Here is a 24,744-nt window from a genome sequence, read left to right as displayed (position 1 = left end):
ATTGCCCGCAAGGTTCTTTCTACGGCAGTCTGGCAAGCATGGGAGTTTAAATCATCAACAAATTTAAACTCTTTCCTTAATGCTGTGTTGTACCGAAATAACTCTGTTTTGCCAACACCCCGATTATCCATCCAATAACGCAGGACTTTATTCCGAACAAATTGGGTTGTCCGTATTGCCTCATTAATGGCTTCTATTTGATTAGGTTTTGGCTTAACTTTGTATTTTAGTACAAACATTTTGACATTGCTCGATCGAGTATCGACATCTTAACACAAAATTCCTTAAGTTGACAGGCTCTTCGGTTTGTGTTATGCAATGGACGGGGGTTATAAGGGATGGAACCCTTATATAGAAAGGCATTTAGCGATTTTTGTTAATTGTTTTTATCTAGAGCGAACTAATCAATTAAGTCTCTTGCCAGATAAGGATTTAGTCGATTTATGCCCCCCTATCGAACCATACCAAGTAACGAAGAACCAGTTGACAATACATATTTAAGGTGGAGCTGCCCGACCCTGCGCGGGCATGGCGGGGCTTGTACCCAAATTTTCGGTCAACTAATGTTAGCTTTTCTTGATAATTGATCATCCCTCATCACTTTTTCCCTTTCATCAAAGCGGCCCGGGCCTGTTCGCGGTCATCGAAATGGATTTTTTCCGTCCCCAAAATTTGATAATCTTCGTGACCTTTACCCGCAATAATTACTCCGTCTCCCGGTTGTGCTGTTTGAATAGCGGTGTCAATGGCCAAAGCGCGATCGCTAATTACCTGCACGGTAATTTCTGGGGGAATGCCAGCGATAATATCCTCAAGGATTCGTTCGGGAGACTCTGTGCGAGGGTTATCGGAGGTAACTATGGCTAAATCTGCTAATTCTGCGGCTATTTTACCCATTAACGGTCGTTTTGTCCGATCTCGATCGCCACCACAACCAAAAACACAAATCATCCGACCGGAAATAAAGGGCCGGGAAGCTTTTAAAACATTCTCTAAACTGTCGGGAGTATGGGCATAATCGACAATGACGCTGATATCTTGGTCGGGAGCGGTGCTAACCCGTTCCATCCGCCCCGGTACTCCTGAAAATTGGGGAATTTGGGCGATTACTGTCTCTAAATCTACACCACATTCTAACACTGCCGCCACCGCCGCTAACAGGTTAGCTAGATTATATTGACCCACTAGAGGAGAAGCAAAGGCTATTTCTCCTCGGGGAGTCACCATCACCCCTTCCACTCCCGTGGGTTGATACTGTAAATCCTTAGTATAAAAATCGGCACTAGCATCGGACACACTATAGGTTAAAACCTGTTGGGGAGACAGGGAGGCCGCTAAACGTTGACCATAGGCATCATCAACGTTAATAATCGCCTTACCTTGCAGATAATCGGTACTAAATAATTTAGCTTTAGCGGCAAAATAATCCTCCATATCGAGGTGATAATCGAGATGGTCCCGGGTGAGATTAGTAAACACTGTCACGGGAAAAGTACAACCCTGTACCCGTCCCTGGGCCAGTGCATGGGAACTAACTTCCATGACGGCGATTTCATTGCCGGCGCTCACCGCTTTGGCCAAACTGGCTTGTAACTCGTTAGCGAAAGGGGTGGTATGATTAGCGGTTTCTTGGAATCCTTGCCAACGGGTGTAAAGAGTCCCGAATAAAGCGGTGGGAATCCCTGCTTGGCTGAGAAAATATTCAATTAGATGGGTGGTGGTGGTTTTGCCGTTGGTTCCCGTCACACCGATTAATTTTAGGGTTTGGGCAGGATAATGATAAAATTTAGCAGCGATCGCGGCAGTGGCAGTAACTAAATCTGCCACAACGATTACGCAAGCATCCTCCGGGGGGGGAAATTTAGCGGCGGCTGCCGGGGAGATAATCGCCGCTAGGGCCCCGGTTTCCAAAGCGGAACGCCAAAATTCGCCGCCATCCACCCGCGTTCCGGGTAAACCGATAAATAGATCTCCCGGTTGACAAGCATGGGAATTGGTGGAAATTCCTGTAATCTCGGTAATAGAAGCGATAGGAGAAGAAATCGGGGAAACCGGAGTGATATTTGTCAAAAGTTCTTGTAGTTTCATAGTCAGGATTGAATCTAGGGATTGCTGCTTTTAGATTAGCCGATAATCAAAGAGGTTCCTAGTCCGAAATGGGAAGTGGGTTTTTCAGTGATCAGTAAACAGTAATCAGTAATCAGTGAACTGAAAACTCACATCTGATAAGGCTCTCTTGTACTTTGTGGGAAAATGTGGGTATTCTTGATAGTTTCTTGGGTAAGTAAGCACTGAAAGCCTTATCCAAAGACCGTTTGAAAAGCCATAAATTTTGCTTATCACACGAAACCCAAGAGAGCCTCTGATAACTGATAACTGATAACTGATAACTGAAATCCCCAAAACCCTATCACCCTATCACCCTATCTCCTGCCTTTTGCCTTTTGCCGACCGGCTCCTGATATCTGCGATAAGCTAAAAAAAACAAGGCTATAGCTTGTCAACTATTGACGATTTTCTGCTGACTATTTTCGGGATATTTATATGCAATTCGTCGATTTTCTGGCTCTCATTCATCCTGTCCTAGGGATAGTGGTCGTTTTCCCTATTATCGGCCTCGTAGTTAACTTTGCTTGGCAAACCCGTCAACGTCGCCTAGAAACCAACCCGGGAAATAAAAGTAAAATTCCGCCAGTGGTCGGGCTGGAACATCTACGCTTAGGCCGCTGGTTAACGGCTACAGTGGTAGGGGTTAACCTGTTAGCACTAGCTTACTCGGTCGTTTACGGTTTTAATGGTTTTGTCGATCAACAAAAAGACGGAAAATTAGACTCCTTTCAGGTCATTTTTGTGATTTTGATGTTTTTTGTCACCATTGCCTCTTTGGTCTGTCTCTATCGCGCTAGACAAGCTCTCTGGCGCGGAATTTTTGCCACCTTGACTGGCATCGGTTTAATTATTATCGGTTCTCAGGATGGGGTCTGGCGACTCTCGGCCCAATGGTACTGGTCTCACTACTATATCGGCATGGCGGCATCATTACTGATGATTTTCTCTCTGGCAATTGTCGAAGATATCTATAAAGACCGTTCCCATCGTTGGCGCATTGCCCATACAATTCTCAATTGTATTGCTCTGGCTCTCTTTCTGGGACAAGCCATGACCGGTTCGAGGGATTTGCTGGAAATTCCCCTCAGTTGGCAAAAACCCGCAATTTATCGCTGTGATTTCACCAATAAAACCTGTCCTGAACCGAAATCCTCAACCCCGCTTATCGACCCGATAAGTTAAAAAAAGGATGGACTGAATCCACCCCTTCTCTATTCAAGTTTTTTAGGGACTGGGAGAGGGAGAGGGTGAAGCAGTCGGGAAATTAATCGGGTACACACTCCGATGCACCCGCAGGGGTATCGATGGGTTCCTCACACCAATTGTCAACACCACCAAGCTGGGGAAATTGGGGTTTCAGGTTTGTGATTAATTCAGTCCATTCTACCCTTTGAGTAACAGCTACAGCACCGCTAGTTGAGGCACAGCCTGACATTTTGCCCCAATTTTTACCCCAGGCAGCACCGAAGAAATTACCATTACCAGTGTTACCGAGGGAATAGTGAGGAGCAAAGATAAACGCTTGTAGTCTTTGGTCTCCTCTCAGACAAATTTTCGCGGAATCTGATTCACTATAGGCATAAATTTGTAGATTGCCCGGTTTACAGTCAGGCTTAGCACCACAATTGTGTCCGATGGCACCGTTAATATTACCTTGAACATAGAAAAATACCCGGTACCCCGCAGTGATGGTAATCTTCTCGTCATCTTCCTCATCCAAGTTGATATTATTAACAATATACTCGTACACTCCGCTGGGAGATGCTGTGTCTCCCGTTCTGGGAAAAGTTTCAGAACTGGTAAGGTCTCCTAGGCTTGGAATACCGGTGGGAGTCTCCGGTAAATTGGGGAAAAACACACCGACAACTTGTGCTTTGTAGGGGGGGGTTCCAGTGCTGGGCGTTGGAATCTTATCCTGCTTAATATCACATTCTGGCCACGCCACAACCTCCACCACATCCCCTTCAAATTTAGCACCATCGTCCGCCGTTCCCTCACTTATCCATAAAGCTGGGACCGTGGTGCGGTTAAATGCGAGGGGAGGGGCATCAAGAATAGGGATAGTTACCACCACACGGTTACGGGAGGCGGCATTGTCGTCACTATCTCTATTGATAGCAATGTTAGTTAGGTCTTCTTCGGGACTTTTGCGAGAACGTCCTTCGAGGGTGAGAACTCCCTGCCTGGACACAGGATTATAATCATATCCAACCACGCGATAATAACGATTATTACCGAGATCAACCCATCTATCTGCGCTCAAACCTCTTAATTCATCGATTTTTGCCGTCAAGGTAGCAGCATCGTTGGGATTACTACAGGAGGGGGCGGCGTCGACTAATTTTTTTAAATGTTTTTGTAAATCGTTACTGGGATCAGTAACCACTTCGGCGTTTTTCCAACAGCCGTGAGTATCACAGTTACTATCACTATTAAACCTCGCCATAACTCGAACACTATTGAGTAGATCCTGCACGCGAGCCACTCCAACTTCGGAACTTCTTAAAGCATCAGCCCGGACTTTTTGGGCAATTACTTTCGATTGGTCCCCTTGGGCGCGCATTATCATAGTTATTCCTGTCACCATGAGGATGAGTCCAATTAACACGGCAAGAGGCAAGGCAAACCCCTTTTCCTTATTAGCCATCAGGTGAAGGTATAAACGATTGTTCATAAGCCAGTCCATCTAAGAATGGTTACTTTTACTACAATAATATCAATTTTTGGTCAAGTGAAAACTGTGAGAATACAGGAATAGCACTGTGAGTGAAATCACAGACTAAGGCCAGTTGATAGGATAATCAGCCAGTAATTTTTCGATAAGTATGTAGGCGTTAAAAATTATCAGACACCCCCCTTATCAAGGAGGATCCCCCCGCCTATCGGCACCCCCCTTATCAAGGGGGGCAGGGGGGATCGGCATCCCCCTTATCAAGGGGGGACTAAGGGGGGATCGGCATCCCCCTTATCAAGGGGGGACTAAGGGGGGATCGAACCTAAAATCTATTTTTAATTTAATTATAACCAGCTACTTAAGTATTTTCGATTTTTGACTGAACTAAAGGGCTGTTTTTCGATTCAGAATTGCCCGAAAAATCAAGACTATACCCCGAAAAAAGCTGATAATTAACAACCAAAGGGATTGTAATTCTCCTGCCGTATTTTTCAGTGGCCAGCGCTGGTGACGACAGAATAAAAAAGTAATTAATTTTCTCTGGTCTGATAGGATAAGTGGCTGGAATTTAAGGGTTGCTTGCCAGATTTTGCCTCGTTTTTCTAGATTGACTAGATGAGCAGATAGGCGCAAATCTTCCCCTAAAATATCTAGGAGTAATTTTTCTGAGTAGATGGGTTCCCTCAGGTTAATTTCTGCTCCTATTTCCGAAAGTTTTTTCAGATTGCCCTGTATAATTATATCCGATTCTGTGATCAAGTTAACAGGAGATTCCAGCAATTGGTATTGAGTTTCTAAGGTGAGGGGAGCTTCCAATAAAGCCACCAGAGCCGTCATGATAATAACCACGTTATATATAGCCAAAATCAAGCCAAAATTTAGGGGACTTTCTTGATAATTGTGATGGTGTAAATTAAAGAAAATACTAATTAAAGTAATAGTGAGAAAAAACAGCAATGGGTAGGATAAGTGCCAATTATATTGATAATCTTGGCGAGCAAGTCCCTTCGGTGTCACCTGAAATCCTTTGTCAAAGGGTTTCCAAAGAACATGGAGAACTGTTAGGGATGTTGGTACACAAATAATCATCGATAATACTTCAGAAAAAACAATTGAGCGCGAGCGAGAATTTAACCAGTGATAAGTGGCTAACTGCAGCATCATGTAGGGTAAAAAGATATAGATTGTCTCATCGATGGTAATGTTCAAAGGTACGATGTAACCAAAGGTATAAAGGAGAGGAATCAGCAGAGAAAATAAACGAGCTAAGGGAGAAAACCAAGATAAAATTCCTTCTAAGTGTGCCAATCTTTGGGGTAGGGTTAGTCCCGCAATTTTTAGGGGATTAGCTTTGATAAAAAAGGCCTGTAAAGTTCCTCTTGCCCAGCGCAATCTTTGCAGTAAATAAGCTGATAAACTTTCAGCAGATAAACCAGCACTGAGTTTTTCATTTAAGTAAATAACTTCATAACCTTTCGCTGAGATAGCAATCCCAGTAAAATAGTCTTCACTAATAGATTCTATATTAAAATATCCCACTTCCTCTAAGGCTTTTCTTCTGACAAGAAAAGAAGTACCAGCACAGACAGGACTACCCACCCCATCTTTAGCTGGTTCGATATGACGATAAAATAATTCTTCGTCGGGAGTAACGATATTTTCTAAACCTAAGTTATGGGCGATAGGATCGGCATTATAAAAGCTTTGGGGCGTTTGCACTAGGGCAATTTTAGGGTTTTGAAACCAGCCAACAGTTCTTTCTAGAAAATTCCGACAAGGGATAAAATCTGCATCAAAAACTACCACTAATTCCCCTTGAGTTTGTCTGAGAGCATGGTTTAAATTACCTGCTTTAGCATTTTTTCTATCCTGACGAGTCAGATAATGACAATTTAATTTTTCTGCTAATTGATGAATTTCTGATCTCTGAGTATCATCGAGGATATAAATATTTTTATGGGGATAATTAAGGGCTTGACAACCGATAATAGTTCTTTTTAAGATAAAGGCTGGCTCATTATAGGTGGGAATCAGAATATCTACCGTGGGCAAATACTGTTTATTGATCACTGCTTGGCTATAAAAATCAGCTTCTTTGCGTCTATCTTTCGTGGTTAAGACTAAAACTAACTGAATTATGCTACCACTTAAAACCATCATCTCAAAGCCTAAAAGCAGTAAACTAAAAAAGCCATTGAGAGGAGTAGAAAGATTTAAGGTTTCCAGAATCCTCCAGATTAGATAGCGCAGGGTGATAGCGAGAGTGATAGAAATAATGACTAATCTTGACCAAACTTGCGGATGCGGAGACAAGAACATGATTAACTGCGTAAAAATTAGCAGGATAACCGTGGGTAAGAATAATTGATAGCTATGAGCAACCGTGGGAACTTTAATCCAAGCAAGGGGGTTAAAAAAATCTTCTACTAAGCCAAGGAGTAATCGATAAATATTGTGTTCTGGCCAAGATAATGATAAACTGACCATCATTAGCCCGCCGATCACTGCTAACATAATTAAGATAACTGATATTATCGCTAAAATCGACTTGAATGGGGAGGAATACACTGGTTTTTGAGGGAATGGAAAAATCGATTCTTGGTTAGACATGAATCTCCTTCTGATCAAATAAATCTAACTACATTTTACAATTCTTAACAAAAACCAGGACATTTTTGGCAATGACAGGAGCGCTCTCCACCAAAATGCTAAATTTTGTATCAAACCCAAGATGAAACTAGCCAGAAAAAGTCTGAAAATAGTATAATCTGGTTAACCGTGAGGAAAAATTAGTCTATGATAGCCGTCAAAATCGCCATTGTTAGCGCTCTCGTTTTAGTTGTGGTCAAATTCGTCGCTTCTGTTCTCGGTAAAGGCAATATACCCCTACTTAATCAAGCTGTCACTGTGATTTTAAGCCTTTTTATCGGTTTTGAGTTGATTCAACTAGGACAAGCGGTGATTGAAAAGATTAATTAAGAGCTAAACGGGCCAGATAGAAGCTAGTAATAGTTTTAGCATCGATCGATTCTCCTCTGGCGATCGCTGATTCCATTTCCTCAAAACTCATAAAAACCACTTCTAGATCTTCATCGGCATCTTGAGCGGGGGGCAAGCTTAATTTTTCCAGATCCTGGGCCAGAAAAGCATAGATATATTCATCGGAATAACCCGGTGCCAAGGCAAATTTACCCAAAGATTGCCAATTATGCGCCCGATAGCCCGCTTCTTCCTCTAATTCTCGTTTTACCGTCGTAGCAGGGTCTTCTCCTTCATCAATCGTTCCGGCGGGAAATTCCAGAATTCGAGCTTGCAAACTAAATCGATACTGACGTACTAGAACCAATTGACCTTCCTTGGTAATTGGAACTGCTAAAGCACCCCCCGGATGACGGACACATTCCCATTCTCCCTCGACACCGTTAGGTAAACGCAGTTTCGAGACTTCAAATTGAAAGACCCGACCTTGATAAAAAAGACGTTGTTGGAGCAATTGAGGCGATTCAGACATAGAAAATTTGCAACTAGGACTTTAAGAATTAATATCAACAAATGTCACCTTTGTCACCGGTGTTTCAGGTTATAATGGGAAATGCTGTCTTTACAGGTTAAATCTTTTTCGAGAAACCCCATGGCAAAAAAATCGATGGTAGAACGCGAGAAAAAACGCGCTCGTCTCAGACAAAAATACGAAGCTAAAAGAGCGGAACTAAAAGAACAATTCCGCACCGCCGAAGATTTTGAAGAAAAACTGGCAATTCACCAAAAATTACAGGAATTACCCCGCAATAGCGCTCCTAGTCGTCACCGCAACCGTTGTTTAACGACCGGCAGACCGAGAGGATACTATCGCGATTTTGGTTTATCCCGCAACGTTTTACGCGAATGGGCCCACCAAGGTCTTTTACCCGGTGTGGTCAAGTCTAGCTGGTAGTCAGAAACAATATCTAGGGAAAATACCGGGATAGAGGCGTGGTTTTTGCGTCTCTATTGCCGTTTTTAGGTAGGGTTTGCGGCAAAAAGTACGGGCGAAGCATTCGGATAGAAAATCTACGGTTTCACCGATAGGTTATTGCCCGAATGCTTCGCCCCTACAGGACGCGATCGCCGCTCAAGATGCCAGGTTTTGAAGCACGATTCTCTCAAAATCTTGCAGCTGTTTCGCCAGAAAAGCCACAAAACCCTTACCTTGCCTACATTTCATATTTATTCAGCAAGCCCTAAACAAAAACTCTCGATCGAGCGATCGAGAGTTAACCATGAACAAAAAATTCACCTAGACTACAGTAGCAGCCTTACGGGCAGCGGCGGCCTCGTCGGGATGAATACCGAGACGGGTGAGATTGAGACGACCTTTACTATCGATCTCCCGTACCTTAACTAACACCTCATCCCCCACGGCCACTTCATCTTCGACCTTACCGACGCGTCCCTCGGCCAATTGGGAAATATGGATCATTCCCTCTTTCCCCGGCAAAACTTCCACAAAAGCGCCGATTTGGATAATGCGAGTCACACGACCGAGATAGACCTCACCCTCATTGAGTTTGCGGGTCATATTGTAGATCAGTCGTTTAGCTTTTTCGGCCTGTTCCCCATCGGTAGAGGAAATAGTCACAGTCCCATCGTCATCGATATCGATTTTTGTGCCGGTCTGTTCAGTAATCCCTTTAACCGTCTTACCACCTGGCCCGATGACTAACCCGATCAGATCTGGATCGATCTTGATCGTCAATAACCGGGGTGCGTGGGGAGATAATTCCGTGCGGGGTTTTTCTAGGGTCGCTAACATCTTCTCTAGGATATGTTTGCGGGCCGGTAAAGCTTGTTCGATCGCCTTGGCCACCACTTCCATGGTTAAACCGGGGATTTTCATATCCATCTGGAGAGCGGTGATGCCAGAATCAGTGCCAGCCACCTTAAAGTCCATATCTCCCAGAAAATCCTCGATACCTTGTATATCGGTCAAAATCCGCACTTCTTCCCCTTCTTTAATTAAACCCATGGCCGCACCACTAACGGGTTTTTTCAGGGGAACACCGGCATCCATCAGTGCCAAGGTAGAACCGCACACGGAACCCATGGAGGTGGAACCATTAGAAGAGAGGACTTCCGACACCACCCGCAGCACATAGGGAAATTCCTCCTGGGGGGGAAGGATAGGTACGATCGCCCTTTCCGCTAAAGCACCGTGGCCGATTTCTCGACGGCCAGGAGAACGCATCGGACGGGTTTCACCGACGGAAAAGGGTGGGAAGTTGTAGTGATGAAGATAGCGTTTTTCATCTTCGGGATGGAGGTCGTCCCCCAAATCCTGAGCATCACCGGGGGTGCCAAGGGTGGCGATCGAAAGCACTTGGGTTAAACCGCGATTAAACAAACCGCTACCGTGAACCCGACGGGGTAAAACTCCCACCCGGCAAGAAATCGGGCGTACTTCGTCCAGTTTGCGACCATCAACCCGCACCCCATCCTCGATAATTTGGGCGCGCATCAGTTTTTTGGTCAGATCCTTAAAGAGATTACCGATTAACTTTGGCTCTTCCAGGGTTGGAGCTTTTAAGGGATCTTCATCGGGAAGAGCGGTTATAGTTTCCTTAATCCGATTTTCGATCGCCTCTAATTTCTCATCCCGTTCGGTTTTGCTGAGGGTAAACTGAGAGAGAATCTGTTTAATTTCCTCTTTAGCTTGTTCTTTCAGGAAATTATGCACGGTTTCGTTTACTACCGGCGCTTCTCGGGTGACGAGGGGAATACCCAACTGATCGATCAATTCCCGTTGAGCGGTGATCAGGTCGCGGACCGCTTCATAACCAAAATCGATCGCCTCAATAATATCCCGTTCCGGTAACTGATTGGCTCCCGCTTCGATCATCACCACCCCTTCGGGACTACCGGCCACCACTAGATCCAATTCTCCGTTATGGATTTCCTTGTAGGTGGGATTGATGATAAATTCATCCCCTAGTAAACCGACGCGCACCGCTGCCATCGGTCCTTGGAAGGGAATCCCTGCCAACAGAACCGCCACGGAAGCCCCGGTAACGGCCAAAACATCCGGGGGTACTTCCTCATCCATCGAGAGGGTCGTAGCGACCACCTGAATATCATCCCGTAGCCAACTGGGGAATAGAGGCCGCAGGGGGCGATCGATCAAACGACCGGTCAGAATTGCTTTTTCCGGGGGACGACCTTCACGACGCAAAAATCCTCCCGGGATGCGCCCGGCGGCGTATAATCTTTCTTCGTAATCAACGGTCAAGGGCAGGAAATCTACTCCTTCTCTGGCTTTGGCGGTGGTTGCTGTCACTAAAACTGCCGTTTCTCCCGATTGGATCAGAACACTACCGCCAGCTTGGGGGGCTAAAAGCCCTATTTTTAGTCGAATATCCCTGCCATCAAAGGATATTGACTTGTCAAACTCTTCCATGTAAAGTTATATTCCTTTCTTTCGCTTTTCTCTGTGCTGTGGCAATCCTAGCATTTTTTGTCCCCCTTTCCGACAGGTTTAGTATTCAGTGATCAGTTATCAGTGATCAGTTATCAGTTATCAGAGTTGAGTTATCAGTTCGCTGATTACTCTTTCCCGTTTACCGATCACAGCAAAAAAGCTCCCCATCTCCCCATCTCCCCCCGCAACGCGCACGAAGTGGTCTCCCCACACCCTGCTTTTAAACAGGATTTAAGATTACTTGCTCAAACCAGCCAAAAAATGATAGTTTCAGATATAGGAATAATCTGGTTAAGAAAAAAATGTCTTCCCTTGCCGCTTGCTGGCCCAAAAATATTTCTAAGTATTAGCAAAACTGACTGACTCTCAGCAGTTGGGCGGGATTTTTCTAGGCTCGAAGAACCCCAAACCAAGAAAATTAAGACAATTAAAAGGATTGCGTCTCTATTATCTGTTAGACGCTTCTATTCCAGTGAATTTGCGGTTTATCTTCCCATTAACCCCGTTTAACCCTATTTATTATCGATTATGGCTGAAAGTTATTTACTAAACAAACTGCAATCTGTAGAACAGACCTACAAAGAATTAACCCGTCGTCTAGCGGATCCCGATGTCACCGGTAATCCGGGTGAATTGCATCGTCTGGCCAAATCCCGCGCTTCCCTAGAGGAAACGGTCAACACTTACGAAATTTGGCAAAAAAGTCAAGAGGATTTAATCGGTGCGAAACAAATCTTCAAAGAATCCGCCGGCGATCCCGAATTACGGGAAATGGCCGCCCTAGAAGTGGCAGAATTAGAGGCAAAAATCGCCACTTTGGAAGACCAATTAACCATTCTGCTGCTGCCCCGGGATCCCCTCGATGAAAAGAATATCATGCTAGAAATTCGCGCCGGGACTGGAGGTGATGAGGCCAGTATTTGGGCGGGGGATTTAGTGCGTTTGTACTCAAAATATGCCGAAACTCAAAACTGGAAAGTTAGCCTTTTGAGTGAATCTCCGGCGGATATGGGAGGATTTAAAGAGGCAATTTTAGAGATTAAAGGCGATAACGTCTATAGTAAGCTGAAATTTGAGGCGGGAGTCCATCGGGTGCAGCGGGTTCCTCTGACGGAAGCGAGTGGTCGCGTCCACACTTCCACCGCTACCGTGGCGATTATGCCAGAAGTGGACGATGTGGAAGTGCATATCGATCCCAAGGATATTGAGTTAACCACGGCTAGATCCGGGGGTGCAGGCGGTCAAAATGTCAATAAAGTGGAAACTGCCGTCGATTTAATCCATAAACCCACGGGAATCCGGGTTTTCTGCACCGAAGAGCGATCGCAATTGCAAAACCGGGAACGAGCTATGCAGATTCTCCGGGCGAAACTGTACGATATGAAGTTACAGGAACAACAGGAAGCGGTCAGTTCCATGCGGCGCTCTCAGGTGGGAACCGGTTCCCGTTCGGAAAAAATTCGCACCTATAACTATAAGGATAATCGTCTCACCGATCATCGCTTAAATCAGAATTTTTCCCTCGATCGCATTTTAGACGGCGATATCGAAGATGTGATTCAATCCTGTATCGCCAAGGATCAACAGGGAAAACTGGCGGAATTAGCCGCTGCCCAAGAGACAGCTTAATCAGGAGACTCCGAGACAGGGGATTATTTTTATTTATGCTCCCCACTCCCCTCTCCCCAACCCGCAACGGTCAAACCCTTTGCTACTTTTTGGCTTTTTACTTGCTATAATCGATCGTCGAATTTGAGTAGGAGACGGGAGAAAATGGCCGATTGGCAGGAAATAGAGGGGGGGATCACCGCCCCAAAAGGATTTAAATCCGCAGGGATGGCTGCGGGGCTAAAACCGTCCGGTTTGCCCGATTTAGCCCTAATTGTCTCGGAAACAGATGCGATCGCCGCCGGAGTCTTTACCACCAGTCAAGTGCGCGCCGCTTGCGTCGATTATTGCCGTCAACGCCTCCAAACTAAAGCCAGCGCCAGGGCGATTTTGTGTAATGCCGGCCAAGCAAACGCCGCCACGGGGGAAGCCGGATGGCAAGATGCTCTCGATAGTGCCGCCGCCTTGAGCCAAGTTTTAGGGATTCCCGCCGATGCAATTTTGCTGGCTTCTACGGGAGTGATCGGGCAACGGATTCGCATGGATGCGTTAACCGCCGCTTTACCGACCTTAGCGGGTTTATTGTCGGAAAATGGTGGCGAAAGCACGGCCCGGGCGATTATGACCACGGATCTAGTCCCCAAATCGATCGCCTTGCAAACCACTATCGATGGTCGTCCGGTCACAATTGGGGGAATTGCCAAGGGATCGGGGATGATTCACCCGAATATGGCGACAATGCTCTCCTTTATTACCTGTGATGCCGCAGTATCGACGGTTCTCTGGCAAAATATGTTAAGTCGGGCGGCCAATAAAAGTTTTAATCAGATTACGGTGGATGGGGACACCAGTACCAATGACAGTCTGATCGCCTTGGCTAACGGTCAATCGCGCACCACAGCGATCACAGAAATGGGCCGGGATGCCCAAAAGTTAGAGGCCATGTTAACAGAAGTTTGTCAATACCTGGCCAAAGCGATCGCCCGGGATGGGGAAGGAGCCACCTGTTTAATAGAAGTGCGGGTTTCGGGGGCGGCCGATGATCAGTCCGCTCGTCAGATTGCTCGCACCATTGCCGGTTCTTCCCTAGTAAAATCGGCGGTTTTCGGTCGAGATCCCAACTGGGGACGAATTGCGGCGGCCGCGGGCCGGGCCGGGGTTGTCTTCCATCAAGAAGACCTACAAATCAAGTTAGGCGACTTCGTGATGATGGAAAATGGTCAACCTCTGGCGTTCGATCGAGCTAGTGCCAGTAATTACCTGAAAGCGGCAGCCAGCGGGGCTTATTTACGAGAAGATACCGTTTTAATGTCTATCTGTATCGGTAACGGTTCGGGAACAGGTACGGCCTGGGGTTGCGATCTTAGTTACGATTACGTCAAAATTAACGCCGAGTACACTACTTAAAGCGATCGGTTTTGTAAACAGGCTCTCTTGTCCTTGCTGGATTGTATCCCAACAGCTTGATCAACGGTTGACGTTAGGATCTAGTCTATACCGACAATCTCGATGATCGATCCTGTTGATTACACAGCAGCCGAGAGAGCCGATTACCCGATTAACAGGTTATAATTAAATTAAAAATGGATTTTAGGTTCGATCCCCCCTGCCCCCCTTGATAAGGGGGGTGCCGATCCCCCCTTAGTCCCCCCTTAATCCCCCCTTAATAAGGGGGGCATCTGACAACTTTTAACGCCTACCTACTTACTTCTTTTCAACCAACCTCGAAAACAGTTTTGTCAGTCCCTCAGTCCCTTGGCAAAATCCATCTATTGGCGGGGAAAACGCTGCATGGTTCCGAAAAAATCACCACGAATTCCTTTAGAATTGCACCAGATCAAGGCTCACGAGTTTTATCAAAAACGGCTGGCATCGGGTAAAGAAGGCAGTGAAATAGATGACTGGCAGCAAGCGAAAGAATATTTTAGCCAACATCCCAGAGCGATTCTTGCTTGGAATCTAAAGATGCCCTATCGCCGGGGAAAAAGGCTAATTAAAAGATTGTTGCTATCGCTCCAGTCTCTTGTCAGAGTTGCTTGGAAACTGCTAATCTTTCCCTTCTGGCTATTTCAGCAAATACCTGGACTTTTTGCCCGTGAAGATAAAGACAGCCGCACCTTTGCCATTGATGTGGTCAAAACGATTATTTCTGCCCTGGGATTAATTGCTACCCTTTTCGCAGGAATTGGGCTTTTTGTCAATTATCTCAATTCTCAAGCAGAAATACAACTGACTCAGCAACGTCTCATCACTGAGCGCTTCTCGAAAGCTGTCGAGCAAATCGGTAATACTAAAGAGGAGGTGGTAATTGGCGGCATTTATTCCCTAGAGCGAATTGCCAAAGATTCTCCCAAGGATCAATGGACAATTATGGAAGTGCTGACTTCCTACATTCGTAAAAATTCCCCCATTCCCTCGAATATTGAACAACTGAAGCCAGAGGAAAGACAGAAGGCCCCAGAAAAGCTCCCTTCCGTGAGTATTCCAGTTCAGGCCGCTTTAACGGTAATCGGCCGGCGTAAAGTTGAGAATGACCAAGCTGGCGATAATTTGGCTGAAACAACTGACTCTAATAAAATTAAAATTCTTGATTTAAGTCGGACAAATTTGAGGGAAGCCAACCTCATCGGAGCCTACCTCAACGGAGCCTACCTCAACGGAGCCTACCTCAACGAAGCCTACCTCAACGGAGCCTACCTCAACGGAGCCAACCTCTACAGAGCCATCCTCTACAGAGCCAACCTCGACGGAGCCTACCTCAACGGAGCCAAGCTCAACGGAGCCGACCTCAAGGGAGCCAACCTCAACGGAGCCTACCTCAACGGAGCCTACCTCAACGGAGCCAAACTCTGGGGAGCCTACCTCAAGGGAGCCAACCTCAACGGAGCCTACCTCAACCGGGCTAACCTCAACCGAGCCGACCTCAAGGGAGCCGACCTCAACGGAGCCGACCTCAAGGGAGCCAACCTCAACGGAGCCTACCTCAACGGAGCCTACCTCAAGGGAGCCAACCTCGACGGAGCCGACCTCAAGGGAGCCGACCTCAACGGAGCCGACCTCAAGGGAGCCAACCTCAACGGAGCCTACCTCAACGGAGCCTACCTCAAGGGAGCCAACCTCGACGGAGCCTACCTCAACGGAGCCAAGCTCAACGGAGCCGACCTCAAGGGAGCCAACCTCAACGGAGCCAACCTCAACGGAGCCGAGGGTCTTAATCGAGAACAAATTAAATCGGCCTGCTTTTGGGAAAGGGCAATATACACGGAAGCCAAGTGGGATGAAGATAAACAATTATGGGTGGCTGCTGACCGGGAAGCCAATCAACGAGAAATCGAGAAACTCAAAAGGGACAAAAACTCAGATCCGCCAAATCCGATCGATTGTAATACTAAATAGGGTTTGCGGCAAAAAGTACGGGCGAAGCATTCGGATAGAAAATCTCCGGTTTCACCGATAGGTTATGCCCAAATGCTTCGCCCCTACAGGACGCGGGCCGATGAAGACGCAAGGTTTGGAAGCACGATTCTCTCAAAATCTTGCACCTGTTTGGCGAGAAAAGCCACAAAACCCTTACCTTACCTACTTATCCAGCAAATCCTAAATAAGCTAAACGGCGCTTAACCTGCATGATCCAACAGCTATAACCCTTTTGGAGTCTATATCGGTGATCCGAAGTAAAAGCCGTTTAGCTTACTTTAACTTTTGGCGATTTAGGATCAGGTGACGAAACTAGCATTTTCCCCTAATTGAAGCGAAAAAACCCCGCATGACTTCAAGAAATCACCGGGGTTTTTAGGAAAAATAGGGATAGGGAAGGGATTTAACCCTCGGTTTCCTCTCTGGTTTGGATAAACAGAATCAAGAGGAAAACCGTGGGGACTAGGACGAATAGGATACTAGCGATAAAGCCGAGATTATTTACCTGCATGAGTTAACTCCCTTAAGTGACAACGGATTTGCATTAAAGATTAACTCCTAGAATATCATCCCAGAGGGCGTTGCTGATTTGAGAGGGGGAGTGGGGAAGTGGCAGAAAGGTAGTCACCTTTTCACCCCCTTGGCCGGCGCGTCTTTAACTGGTACTTTTGGATCAGTGGCGATGATGTGAAGATCGATATTTTTCTGCCAGATCAGACGCATGAGTTTTTGGGTGAAAGAACCTTTGATTAAATGCTTCCAGCGCGATTGACGGCTCTCCCCGATCACAATCTGGGTGATCCGTTCCCGTTCGGCCACTTCGGCGATCGCTGCCGCCACCTGATAGCTTTTAATCCGTAAGAATTTACCCTCGAATTCCCGACATAAACGTTCGCAGGTTTCGATATGTAAAGCCTCCTCTTTCGTGAGAAAGCGCTCGGGTTTATCGACGAAAATCACGAAAAATTCCGCATTCATATACCCCGCTATCCGCGCTCCTCGACGTAATAATCGTAAAGAGTTGGGATAGGTGGAAACACAGACTAATACCCGTTCGTGAACGGGACAGAATTGACCGATAAATGTCGAATTACTCGCTTCTTCTTCCACTGTATCGGCCACTTCACGCAGGGCGAGTTCCCGGAGGGCGATTAAATTGCGCCGTCGAAAGAAATTATTTAAAGATGGTTGGATCTTTTCGGGAGTGTAGATTTTTCCCGCTAATAATCTTTCCTCTAGGGTTTCAGCGGTGACATCTACCACGATCACTTCATCAGCTTCCTCCAAAATTCGATCGGGTATTCGCTCCCGCACCACCACCCCAGTGATTCGGGCAACCAGATCGTTTAAACTCTCAATATGCTGGATATTCACGGTCGAGTAAACATCGATTCCCCGGGATAAAATTATCTCCACGTCCTGAAAGCGTTTCTCTCGCTCCGAACCGGGTGCATTCGTGTGGGCCAATTCATCGATCAGACACAGCTGCGGCGAGCGGGCGATAATCGCTTCTGTATCCATTTCCGAGAGAGTGAATCCCTCTTTCTCTAGGATTTTTCTCGGTACGATTTCCAATCCCTCGGCCTTTTCGGCGGTCTCTTTTCTGCCGTGGGTTTCGAGCAGTCCAATCACCACGTCGGTTCCCTGCTTTCTGAGACTATGCCCCTCCTCCAGCATTTTGTAAGTTTTCCCGACTCCCGGAGCCATCCCGATAAAAATTTTATGTCTTCCCCGTCGCACAATTGTCTCCTTTTTGGCAACTTACCTTGTAGATTAATAATGATGTGTGATAATTTTTGCTTATGGAACCCTGAAGTGCTTATTGGGCAAAACTTTTAGGACTATTTTGCGGATATTCTATCGGTATAGACCTCGTTTCCACACAGAAACCAGAAGAGCCTATTGACTAGAGGTAATACCGCGCTGACGTAATTGGTCGATAAAAAATTCTTCGAGGGAAGCACGAGCTAAATTAAGACTAATCAAGCGAGCATCCATACTAGGCAGGGCAGCCAGAAAAGCAGCGGGTTCTCCCTGTAATTGTCCGTGCCAAAAATTATCGCGCCAATGTAAACCGAGTATCCATTGCTGTAGTTGCTCTTCTCTACCCCCTTGAACAATCACCTGATAGACATCAGCACGACCGAGAATTTGATCGAGGGAACCGACACAGAGTAATTCTCCCCGGGCCAACAGGGCAATGCGATCGCAAATTTGTTCCACATCGGAGAGAATATGAGAGTTAAAAAAGATGGTTTTCCCCCGTTGTTTGAGGGATTGAATAATTTCCCGCACTTGATAGCGACCGATAGGGTCCAGTCCCGACATCGGTTCATCGAGAAAGACTAATTCCGGATCATTGATTAATGCTTGAGCTATACCGATCCGTTGCATCATTCCCTTAGAATATTGACGCAATTGTTTTTTCTGGGCAGTTTTGCGGTCTAATCCCACTAAATCCAATAATTCAGGAATGCGTTTTTTCTGCACAGAAGAGGGAATTTGAAAAATGCCGGCGATTAATTGTAGGAATTCCCAGCCGGTGAGATAGTCGTAGTAGTAGGCATTTTCAGGAAGATAGCCGATGCGTTGCCTGACCGAGCGATCGCCAATTGGTTGACCGAGAATCAAGGCCCGTCCGGAAGTGGGTCGGACAATCCCCAAAAGGGTTTTTAAGAGCGTGGTTTTGCCGGCCCCGTTCGGGCCTAATAATCCAAAGGTTTCGCCCTCATGGACAATTAAAGTACAGTTTTTCAAGGATTCGATTTTTTTATTTAACCAGAATCCCGTCCGATAAGTTTTTTGTAAGTTTAACGTCTCTAGCACAGTTTGACGGCTGGTATTCGTCATTGTTTTGGAGTCATCTGAGACAGAATACATGGGTCTGATATCCCTCTTCCTACACTTTGCTTTTATTATCCCCAAATTGTCAGCAGCAATGTCAACAGTATCAAAATAGCCCGGTTTTGGAACCCAGAAAAATTCCAACCGGTCTTGAGAAGGGGTATCAGTGCGGGCTATTGCCAGCTTTCTTCTCTGGCATTGGTGTGCATTAGCCGCTAAAATCTGTTAGACAGGTAACTTTGACACTTGAGCAGCAACTGGTACAATAGTGCGAACGCTTAAGGAAACCAGACTCTTAGACAAACACAGCATGAAACAAATCCTCAATAGCCTCAATTCGCTGACAGTGGCCAGTGTAGCCACTATCGCCTTGGCTTACCCTAGCATCGCTCAAGTTAATCTGTCTGTTTATCCCGCTCCTTCCTCGTCGAACGAATCCATAGAATTATACGTTCCCCCGCCAGAAAACAATAACACCAATAATAATACCTGTACTCAATTGATTGGGGCAAATATCGATAAAATTATCGGTCAAGCTCCCAATCAGTGGGGTATATTAATCGAATCTATTGATCGCCAAACGGTTATTTATAGTCATAACGCCGATCGCTATTTTATCCCTGCTTCTAATACAAAGTTATTTACCACGGCTGCCGCTTTACAAGCGATGAACCCGGAAACGACAATTCAAAAAAAATCCCTGCGCGATTGGGTGAATATCACTAATCAGAGAAGTAATAATTTCTACGCTGACACTCTTTTTCGCTTTATCGGCGGTTCTAAAAGTGTTACTGCCATCTTGGCACAATTGGGCATCAATCCCAGTGGTTTTCGTTTAGCCGATGGTTCAGGATTATCCCGCCGTAATACCGCTACTCCCCGCTCGATCGTGGAAATTTTGCGGGTGATGTATTATTCTCCTAATCGAGACACTTTCTATGCTTCCTTACCGGTAGCGGGAATTAGTGGCACCCTGAGAAACCGAATGCGTCAGACGGCTGCTACTGGCACAGTTTACGCTAAAACTGGCACTCTTACCGGTGTGCGGGCCCTATCGGGTTATCTAGAAAACCCCAACCAAGAACCGATGTTATTTAGCATTATCGTTAATAATCAACGGGTTTCCGGACAGGCTCTGGTGAAAGCGATCGATACTATTGTTCTACAGATGACCCAATCTCGTTCCTGTCAAGCTCAGTAGCTCTCCCGTAAAATACCCATTTGTCCTGACAGTTAGTGAAAACCCGATTGGGTAAGGATTTCCCTTGTGTCTCCCGACTCCTAACTCCTGAATTCTTCTCTATGCAAGAGGTCTAATCCCGGGGCGATTCTCGCGAGTCAATCCGATTTTTTTTTGCGGAACTGATGGCCAAATTCCCTTAACCCGAGATGGGGTTAATAATAGCCATAATCTGCTTCAGTTTGGGTTTGGGTTTGGGGGGAGAGATATTCAAAATTAGAAGGATCTCGCAGAAAACGAAATATTTCTTCTTCGAGACGATGAATTAGATAGGGTTCTATGGAACTAGAATCGCGTAAACAGGCTAAATAGCCTTCTACATATAGCCGGATCTCATCAAAACGCGAGCCACGGTGCCAAAGATCCACCATGTCATCGGTTAGTCTTTGATAGTAACGAATGGATTGGGTATCTTGGAGCATGGGCAGTAGAACAAAAAAAAGAGAGTGGGGGTAAGTGTGTATAGATAATACCAGGGAGAATTGCTATTCTCAGTCTCCCCTATCTCTATTGTACCGACCAAATCGCCAAAACACAGACGAGCGCATTTTCAGTGATCAGTAATCAGTAATCAGTAATCAGTCAGCGCCGGAGCAGGGAGAGGAAGTTTGAGCATTTGTACTAAAATTCCCAATACGCAGTTTAAATGCAGTACAGCTGATCAATCAGGAAAACTAATATTTAGCGATCGCTTGTTGCTCACCTTTTTTGGCTGATTTGGCTGATTTATGGGCTGTTATTGGTTATTCATGGTTTCTTTGTCTTTTTGCCCGTTCAATTTCTGCCTGTAGTGCTGCTATTTGTCGCTGCAATCTTTCGCTTTCGCTATCATTAGCATCAACATTAATTGAGCTTTTTACCCCTATTTTGGCATAGTTTCCCCGGCGAATTTGACGATAGGATTCCGAGTTAAACCATTCCTGTAGATAATGCACTCTTTCCACGGAAAAAGGATGGGTTAAAAAGGAACCATTACCGCCATTATAAATGAGAAATTTATAAATCTGGTTTAAGTTATCTTGGTCTAATTGTCGGTAGGCTTCTCCTTGGCGAATAAATTCTTCTAAGTTGCATTCATGCAGATATTTTTGACTTCCTCCCGCACATTTCATTAAAGTTCTCAGGACTACATTTAAATCATCGCTAACTAATAAAGCGGCCCTGTCTGCCGATAATTCGGCTTTTCTGCGCCATTCATAAAAGGCATAAACTAGACCGGTAGTAATGGCTTTTCCTAGTCCTAAAGTGATGTCCCCAAGCAAATTAGCCGCCCCCATCACCCAAAAAGACATTTGAATTAAAATACTATGATCGCATTTTAAATGACCTAATTCGTGGGCAAGAATTACTCGAATTTCTTCTTCATCTAAGAGGTCTAAAAGGGCAGTATTAAAGACTATATAGGGATGTTCCGAACCCAAAGAATAGGCATTGGCTAAAGGGTTTTGACTTACATAAAGATTCGGTTCTGGAGACATATCTAAATCCCGCAGACATTGGCGATAGATGCCGTATAAAGTGGCGTATTGACGAGGACCAACTTTTAAATCATTGCCCATTAATAAAATTTGTTGGGGACGTTCATAGAGATATTCGGAAAAACTTTTCGCTAATAAGTCAAACCCTGGAACTGATCTTAAGGCCTGTTCAGCTTGCTGATCTAGGGGATGTTTAAAAGCTTGACTGGAAATATCAGGATAACTTGGCATATTAATAAAACCTCTTGTAAAAATCAAAAATTGTTGTTAGGGTTAGGAGTCAGGAGTCAGGACAATTAAGAATGAATAATAAGCAATTAAAGGCTCTATTTACATATTTTATGCCATTTGATCCTTATTTTTGCCGTTTTTGAAACCTCAAAAATTAATTATGCAAGAGATTTATAGAACAAAAAAAGTCAAAATTTGTCCTAAATTGATCCTATACAAATGCTTGATACATCTGCAAAATTGCGGATTCCAAAGTTGATTTGATTTCGGTGACATAGAATAGACCTGTGGGAGAAATGAGCTTTTTTCTTGTTAACTATCCTTGGCAACAATTCCTAGATTTGATAACAAAGCTTGGAGGTTAGTTTGCACGGTAGCTGGTTGGTATCTCTTAATAGTTTCTAGGGAATTATCGGCGAGTTTTTGCCACAATTCCATATTATCATAGAGTTCGATCACTGCTTGGGCAAATTCCTCGGCAGTATCGGCAATTAAAACATCTTGGTGGTCAATTAATCCCATACCTTCGGCACCAATTCTTGTGGTAATAGTGGGTAATCCGAGGGAAAGACTTTGACCAATTTTACCCTTCATTCCCGCACCAAATCGCAGGGGAGCAACAAAAATCCGACTCTTTTGAAAATAGGGTTCTACTTCGGGGACATAACCGGTAACAATCACTTGATCATTGGCCAATTCTTTTACTTCATCCTTGAGGTTACTTCCTAATAAATTAACAGTAATGTCAGGACGGGATACCCAAACTAAGGGCATAATTTCTAAACATAACCACTTAACTGCATCAATATTAGGAGGGTGATTGTAGCTACCAATAAATACTAACCCCGATCGCTGGTCAAAAGCAACTTTTTCTGACAGGGAAATTTCTTCATGGATATTGGGGATTACCCAAACATTTTTCACTCCTAAAGAGGATAAAACCTGCTTTTCGTCTTCTGTTACTACCACGGTTGCTTCCGCTTGATTAGCATAGTTTAACTCTAATTTCTGATAGGTTTCCCAACTCCAGCTAGTATTTTGATAACTGGGATCGAGATAGTCTTTTTGCCGTTTTAAACGCAGAAAATGCAGGTCAATTGTATCATAAATAATTGGTGCTTTTGTTTTTAAGCGAATTAAATCCATATACTTATCGCACAATTCGGGACGACACAACCAAACTCCATCGATCAGAGGTAAATATTTGATTAATTTTTCTTCTAGATTATATCTTTGCGGTGTGCCATAAATAACTTCAATTCCTAGCTGCTGCAGAACGGAAGTATAGGGTTGTTCAGGATAGCCATTATCGGGAAAGAAAATCACTGAATAGCCTAAATTGAGCAGTAGCTTAAGAATATTTAATAAACGCACACAGCCGGACTCTCGATCGTATAGTGGAACGTAGGAGTCAATGACTAAAATTGTCGGTTTTCCTTGTAAACTTCGGGCAGCTCTGGGTACATTATTAGCATCGTTATCTAGGTGTTTAGTTAATACCTTTGACCATTTTTCTCGAAACTTAGTTTGATTAATAACTTGATATTGTTTGATCCCACTGGAAAGGTCTGTTCCCGAGGTGATTCCTTCGTAGTGAATAACGTTAGATTGGGGTTGATAGAGGACTTGATAACCCAATTCTCGGATGGCAAAACATAAGTCTGTATCTTCGTAATATGCGGGGATAAAGTCTTGACAAAAACCACCTAATTGCTTAAATAAATCCGTAGGAACTAATAAACTAGCCCCCGAACAATAGTCCACGGGACGCACATAATTATATTCTGGTTCATCGGGACTATCTAAGCGTCCATAATTCCAACCATCGGCAGAATTCCAGATAATTCCCCCCGCTTCTTGTTGCTTACTATTAGCATAAATTAACTTAGAACCCACCGCACCAACTTGGGGATTATTGACGATTAATTTTAATAAACTTTCTAGACAATTTTCCAGAATACGAGTGTCGTTATTGAGAAAATATAGGTATTGACCTTTTGCTTGACTAGCTCCATAATTACAGGAACGAATAAAACCAGAGTTTTCTGCATTAGTTAATACTTTGATTCCTTTAACTAAAGTGGCTAATTGTTCTAAGGTTTCATCAGTGGAAGCATCATTAACGATAATTACTTCATAAGCTAAATCAGAACTTAGGTTAACACTCAAGGATTCCAGACAGTTAAAGGTGTAGGCAAATTGGTTATAAACAGGAATGATAATCGAGACTAAAGGATCATCACTACTGGCAATTTCTAGGGGTCGGGGTTCGGCCAATTTAGCACTTTCGATCACCTGTTCTTCAAATTCAGAGGAACTCTTTCCTGTGAGAATTTTAATAATTTTTCGTTTCGTCTTTTTGAGTGCTGGTTTCCACCCTTCCTCTTGGAGACTAAAGACAAATTTTTTGAGCAGTTTTTTAACTTTGAAAATAATCATTATTACCATAAATAATCCTCTAGAGAAACCCAATCTTGTGCTAAATTTAAATCTCTTTCCGCTCTAACAATAGCTCCTTCCTTTAATTGTTGCTTGAGGTAGTTTCTCGGTTGTTCCATAATATATAATTTAATCGCTTCATTAATTAAATTATTATATTCTTTTTCAGGATAATCACTACTTGGCAACCATCGATCGAGAAGTTGCATAGTATCTTCAGGGAGAGTTATCTGAAGTTGTCTGGCCATTTTGT

19 protein-coding genes and 1 pseudogene are annotated in these 24,744 nt (G+C 44.7%); 7 read left to right on the top strand and 13 right to left on the bottom strand.

What is annotated here, in order from left to right:
• Together EWV66_RS16785 and EWV66_RS16780 are read right to left on the bottom strand one after the other, a co-directional pair.
• Positions 1–239, bottom strand: a pseudogene (locus tag EWV66_RS16785) (RNA-guided endonuclease TnpB family protein); the annotation flags it as partial.
• A 358-nt stretch (positions 240–597) separates the two neighbouring features.
• Entirely contained in the window at positions 598–2,088 is a 1,491-nt protein-coding gene (locus EWV66_RS16780; protein ID WP_185238043.1) for a UDP-N-acetylmuramoyl-L-alanyl-D-glutamate--2,6-diaminopimelate ligase, read from the bottom strand.
• A 456-nt stretch (positions 2,089–2,544) separates the two neighbouring features.
• On the opposite strand from EWV66_RS16780, the gene EWV66_RS16775 reads away from it, so the two are divergent.
• Positions 2,545–3,291 (top strand): DUF4079 domain-containing protein, encoded by a 747-nt coding sequence (locus EWV66_RS16775; protein ID WP_287107157.1) that lies wholly within the window; start codon positions 2,545–2,547, stop codon positions 3,289–3,291.
• Between the two features lie 82 nt (positions 3,292–3,373).
• Here EWV66_RS16775 and EWV66_RS16770 read toward each other — a convergent pair whose 3' ends face one another.
• Both EWV66_RS16770 and EWV66_RS16765 read right to left on the bottom strand, forming a co-directional pair.
• Entirely contained in the window at positions 3,374–4,783 is a 1,410-nt protein-coding gene (locus EWV66_RS16770; protein WP_502705647.1) for a DUF7305 domain-containing protein, read from the bottom strand.
• 384 nt (positions 4,784–5,167) lie between these two features.
• Positions 5,168–7,393, bottom strand: coding sequence for a glycosyltransferase family 2 protein (locus EWV66_RS16765; RefSeq protein WP_052275940.1), 2,226 nt, complete (start codon positions 7,391–7,393; stop codon positions 5,168–5,170).
• 186 nt (positions 7,394–7,579) lie between these two features.
• On the opposite strand from EWV66_RS16765, the gene EWV66_RS16760 reads away from it, so the two are divergent.
• Positions 7,580–7,762, top strand: a complete 183-nt coding sequence (locus tag EWV66_RS16760) for a hypothetical protein (protein WP_002743955.1) — start codon at positions 7,580–7,582, stop codon at positions 7,760–7,762.
• Here the strand turns inward: EWV66_RS16760 and EWV66_RS16755 are convergent.
• Positions 7,755–8,294 (bottom strand): NUDIX hydrolase, encoded by a 540-nt coding sequence (locus tag EWV66_RS16755; protein ID WP_002776703.1) that lies wholly within the window; start codon positions 8,292–8,294, stop codon positions 7,755–7,757. The genes EWV66_RS16760 and EWV66_RS16755 overlap by 8 nt on opposite strands.
• A 120-nt stretch (positions 8,295–8,414) precedes the next feature.
• On the opposite strand from EWV66_RS16755, the gene rpsN reads away from it, so the two are divergent.
• Positions 8,415–8,717, top strand: coding sequence for a 30S ribosomal protein S14 (rpsN, locus tag EWV66_RS16750; RefSeq protein ID WP_002740009.1), 303 nt, complete (start codon positions 8,415–8,417; stop codon positions 8,715–8,717).
• A gap of 342 nt (positions 8,718–9,059) precedes the next feature.
• Here the strand turns inward: rpsN and EWV66_RS16745 are convergent, their stop codons facing one another.
• A complete protein-coding gene (locus tag EWV66_RS16745) occupies positions 9,060–11,213 on the bottom strand; it encodes a polyribonucleotide nucleotidyltransferase (RefSeq protein WP_072924553.1) in 2,154 nt (717 codons plus the stop codon).
• A 549-nt stretch (positions 11,214–11,762) separates the two neighbouring features.
• Here EWV66_RS16745 and prfA point away from each other — a divergent pair.
• The 3 genes from prfA (at position 11,763) to EWV66_RS16730 (ending at position 16,238) form a co-directional block, all read left to right on the top strand.
• On the top strand, positions 11,763–12,863 hold the full coding sequence (prfA, locus tag EWV66_RS16740) for a peptide chain release factor 1 (RefSeq protein ID WP_052275942.1): 1,101 nt from the start codon (positions 11,763–11,765) through the stop codon (positions 12,861–12,863).
• 144 nt (positions 12,864–13,007) lie between these two features.
• Entirely contained in the window at positions 13,008–14,249 is a 1,242-nt protein-coding gene (gene argJ, locus EWV66_RS16735; protein WP_002787007.1) for a bifunctional ornithine acetyltransferase/N-acetylglutamate synthase, read from the top strand.
• 384 nt (positions 14,250–14,633) lie between these two features.
• Positions 14,634–16,238: a pentapeptide repeat-containing protein gene (locus EWV66_RS16730; RefSeq protein ID WP_287116012.1), complete on the top strand. Its 1,605-nt coding sequence runs from the start codon at positions 14,634–14,636 to the stop codon at positions 16,236–16,238.
• A gap of 424 nt (positions 16,239–16,662) precedes the next feature.
• Here EWV66_RS16730 and psbM read toward each other — a convergent pair whose 3' ends face one another.
• From psbM to EWV66_RS16715, 3 genes are all read right to left on the bottom strand, one after another.
• Positions 16,663–16,770: a photosystem II reaction center protein PsbM gene (gene psbM, locus EWV66_RS16725; RefSeq protein WP_002745897.1), complete on the bottom strand. Its 108-nt coding sequence runs from the start codon at positions 16,768–16,770 to the stop codon at positions 16,663–16,665.
• A gap of 113 nt (positions 16,771–16,883) precedes the next feature.
• Positions 16,884–17,999, bottom strand: coding sequence for a universal stress protein (locus EWV66_RS16720; RefSeq protein ID WP_287107155.1), 1,116 nt, complete (start codon positions 17,997–17,999; stop codon positions 16,884–16,886).
• A 159-nt stretch (positions 18,000–18,158) separates the two neighbouring features.
• The gene (locus tag EWV66_RS16715; RefSeq protein ID WP_052275945.1) at positions 18,159–19,139 is read right to left on the bottom strand and encodes an ABC transporter ATP-binding protein; all 981 of its coding nucleotides are present in this window, start codon (positions 19,137–19,139) and stop codon (positions 18,159–18,161) included.
• Between the two features lie 274 nt (positions 19,140–19,413).
• Between EWV66_RS16715 and dacB the strand changes: the two genes are divergently transcribed.
• Positions 19,414–20,304 carry a D-alanyl-D-alanine carboxypeptidase/D-alanyl-D-alanine endopeptidase gene (dacB, locus tag EWV66_RS16710; protein WP_002787010.1) on the top strand — a complete coding sequence of 297 codons (891 nt, stop codon included), beginning with the start codon at positions 19,414–19,416 and terminating at the stop codon, positions 20,302–20,304.
• A 194-nt stretch (positions 20,305–20,498) separates the two neighbouring features.
• On the opposite strand, the gene EWV66_RS16705 is transcribed toward dacB, so the two are convergent.
• The 4 genes from EWV66_RS16705 to EWV66_RS16690 form a co-directional block, all read right to left on the bottom strand.
• A complete protein-coding gene (locus EWV66_RS16705; RefSeq protein ID WP_002739044.1) occupies positions 20,499–20,765 on the bottom strand; it encodes a DUF6761 family protein in 267 nt (88 codons plus the stop codon).
• Between the two features lie 321 nt (positions 20,766–21,086).
• Positions 21,087–22,052, bottom strand: coding sequence for a M48 family metallopeptidase (locus EWV66_RS16700; protein WP_287107154.1), 966 nt, complete (start codon positions 22,050–22,052; stop codon positions 21,087–21,089).
• Between the two features lie 312 nt (positions 22,053–22,364).
• Complete coding sequence (locus EWV66_RS16695; RefSeq protein ID WP_287107153.1) at positions 22,365–24,500, bottom strand: glycosyltransferase; 2,136 nt, start codon at positions 24,498–24,500, stop codon at positions 22,365–22,367.
• A complete protein-coding gene (locus EWV66_RS16690) occupies positions 24,494–24,739 on the bottom strand; it encodes a hypothetical protein (RefSeq protein ID WP_353734421.1) in 246 nt (81 codons plus the stop codon). Before EWV66_RS16690 ends, EWV66_RS16695 begins: the two co-directional genes overlap by 7 nt.
• Positions 24,740–24,744: the final 5 nt, after the last annotated feature.

Source organism: Microcystis sp. M_OC_Ca_00000000_C217Col, from assembly GCF_007095585.1.
Classification (GTDB): Bacteria; Cyanobacteriota; Cyanobacteriia; order Cyanobacteriales; family Microcystaceae; genus Microcystis; species Microcystis panniformis.
Note: the sequence above shows the minus strand (reverse complement) of the source record. Positions and strands in the feature narration are given on the sequence as shown.

What these genes read in the sequence shown, in the direction of transcription:
- EWV66_RS16695 (WP_287107153.1), bottom strand. Translation starts at nt 24,500, where the DNA reads ATGGTAATAATGATTATTTTCAAAGTTAAAAAACTGCTCAAAAAATTT.
- dacB (WP_002787010.1), top strand. Translation starts at nt 19,414, where the DNA reads ATGAAACAAATCCTCAATAGCCTCAATTCGCTGACAGTGGCCAGTGTA.
- EWV66_RS16755 (WP_002776703.1), bottom strand. Translation starts at nt 8,294, where the DNA reads ATGTCTGAATCGCCTCAATTGCTCCAACAACGTCTTTTTTATCAAGGT.
- rpsN (WP_002740009.1), top strand. Translation starts at nt 8,415, where the DNA reads ATGGCAAAAAAATCGATGGTAGAACGCGAGAAAAAACGCGCTCGTCTC.
- argJ (WP_002787007.1), top strand. Translation starts at nt 13,008, where the DNA reads ATGGCCGATTGGCAGGAAATAGAGGGGGGGATCACCGCCCCAAAAGGA.
- EWV66_RS16775 (WP_287107157.1), top strand. Translation starts at nt 2,545, where the DNA reads ATGCAATTCGTCGATTTTCTGGCTCTCATTCATCCTGTCCTAGGGATA.
- EWV66_RS16690 (WP_353734421.1), bottom strand. Translation starts at nt 24,739, where the DNA reads ATGGCCAGACAACTTCAGATAACTCTCCCTGAAGATACTATGCAACTT.
- prfA (WP_052275942.1), top strand. Translation starts at nt 11,763, where the DNA reads ATGGCTGAAAGTTATTTACTAAACAAACTGCAATCTGTAGAACAGACC.
- EWV66_RS16760 (WP_002743955.1), top strand. Translation starts at nt 7,580, where the DNA reads ATGATAGCCGTCAAAATCGCCATTGTTAGCGCTCTCGTTTTAGTTGTG.
- EWV66_RS16705 (WP_002739044.1), bottom strand. Translation starts at nt 20,765, where the DNA reads ATGCTCCAAGATACCCAATCCATTCGTTACTATCAAAGACTAACCGAT.
- EWV66_RS16715 (WP_052275945.1), bottom strand. Translation starts at nt 19,139, where the DNA reads ATGTATTCTGTCTCAGATGACTCCAAAACAATGACGAATACCAGCCGT.
- EWV66_RS16765 (WP_052275940.1), bottom strand. Translation starts at nt 7,393, where the DNA reads ATGTCTAACCAAGAATCGATTTTTCCATTCCCTCAAAAACCAGTGTAT.
- EWV66_RS16700 (WP_287107154.1), bottom strand. Translation starts at nt 22,052, where the DNA reads ATGCCAAGTTATCCTGATATTTCCAGTCAAGCTTTTAAACATCCCCTA.
- EWV66_RS16745 (WP_072924553.1), bottom strand. Translation starts at nt 11,213, where the DNA reads ATGGAAGAGTTTGACAAGTCAATATCCTTTGATGGCAGGGATATTCGA.
- EWV66_RS16770 (WP_502705647.1), bottom strand. Translation starts at nt 4,783, where the DNA reads ATGAACAATCGTTTATACCTTCACCTGATGGCTAATAAGGAAAAGGGG.
- EWV66_RS16780 (WP_185238043.1), bottom strand. Translation starts at nt 2,088, where the DNA reads ATGAAACTACAAGAACTTTTGACAAATATCACTCCGGTTTCCCCGATT.
- psbM (WP_002745897.1), bottom strand. Translation starts at nt 16,770, where the DNA reads ATGCAGGTAAATAATCTCGGCTTTATCGCTAGTATCCTATTCGTCCTA.
- EWV66_RS16730 (WP_287116012.1), top strand. Translation starts at nt 14,634, where the DNA reads ATGGTTCCGAAAAAATCACCACGAATTCCTTTAGAATTGCACCAGATC.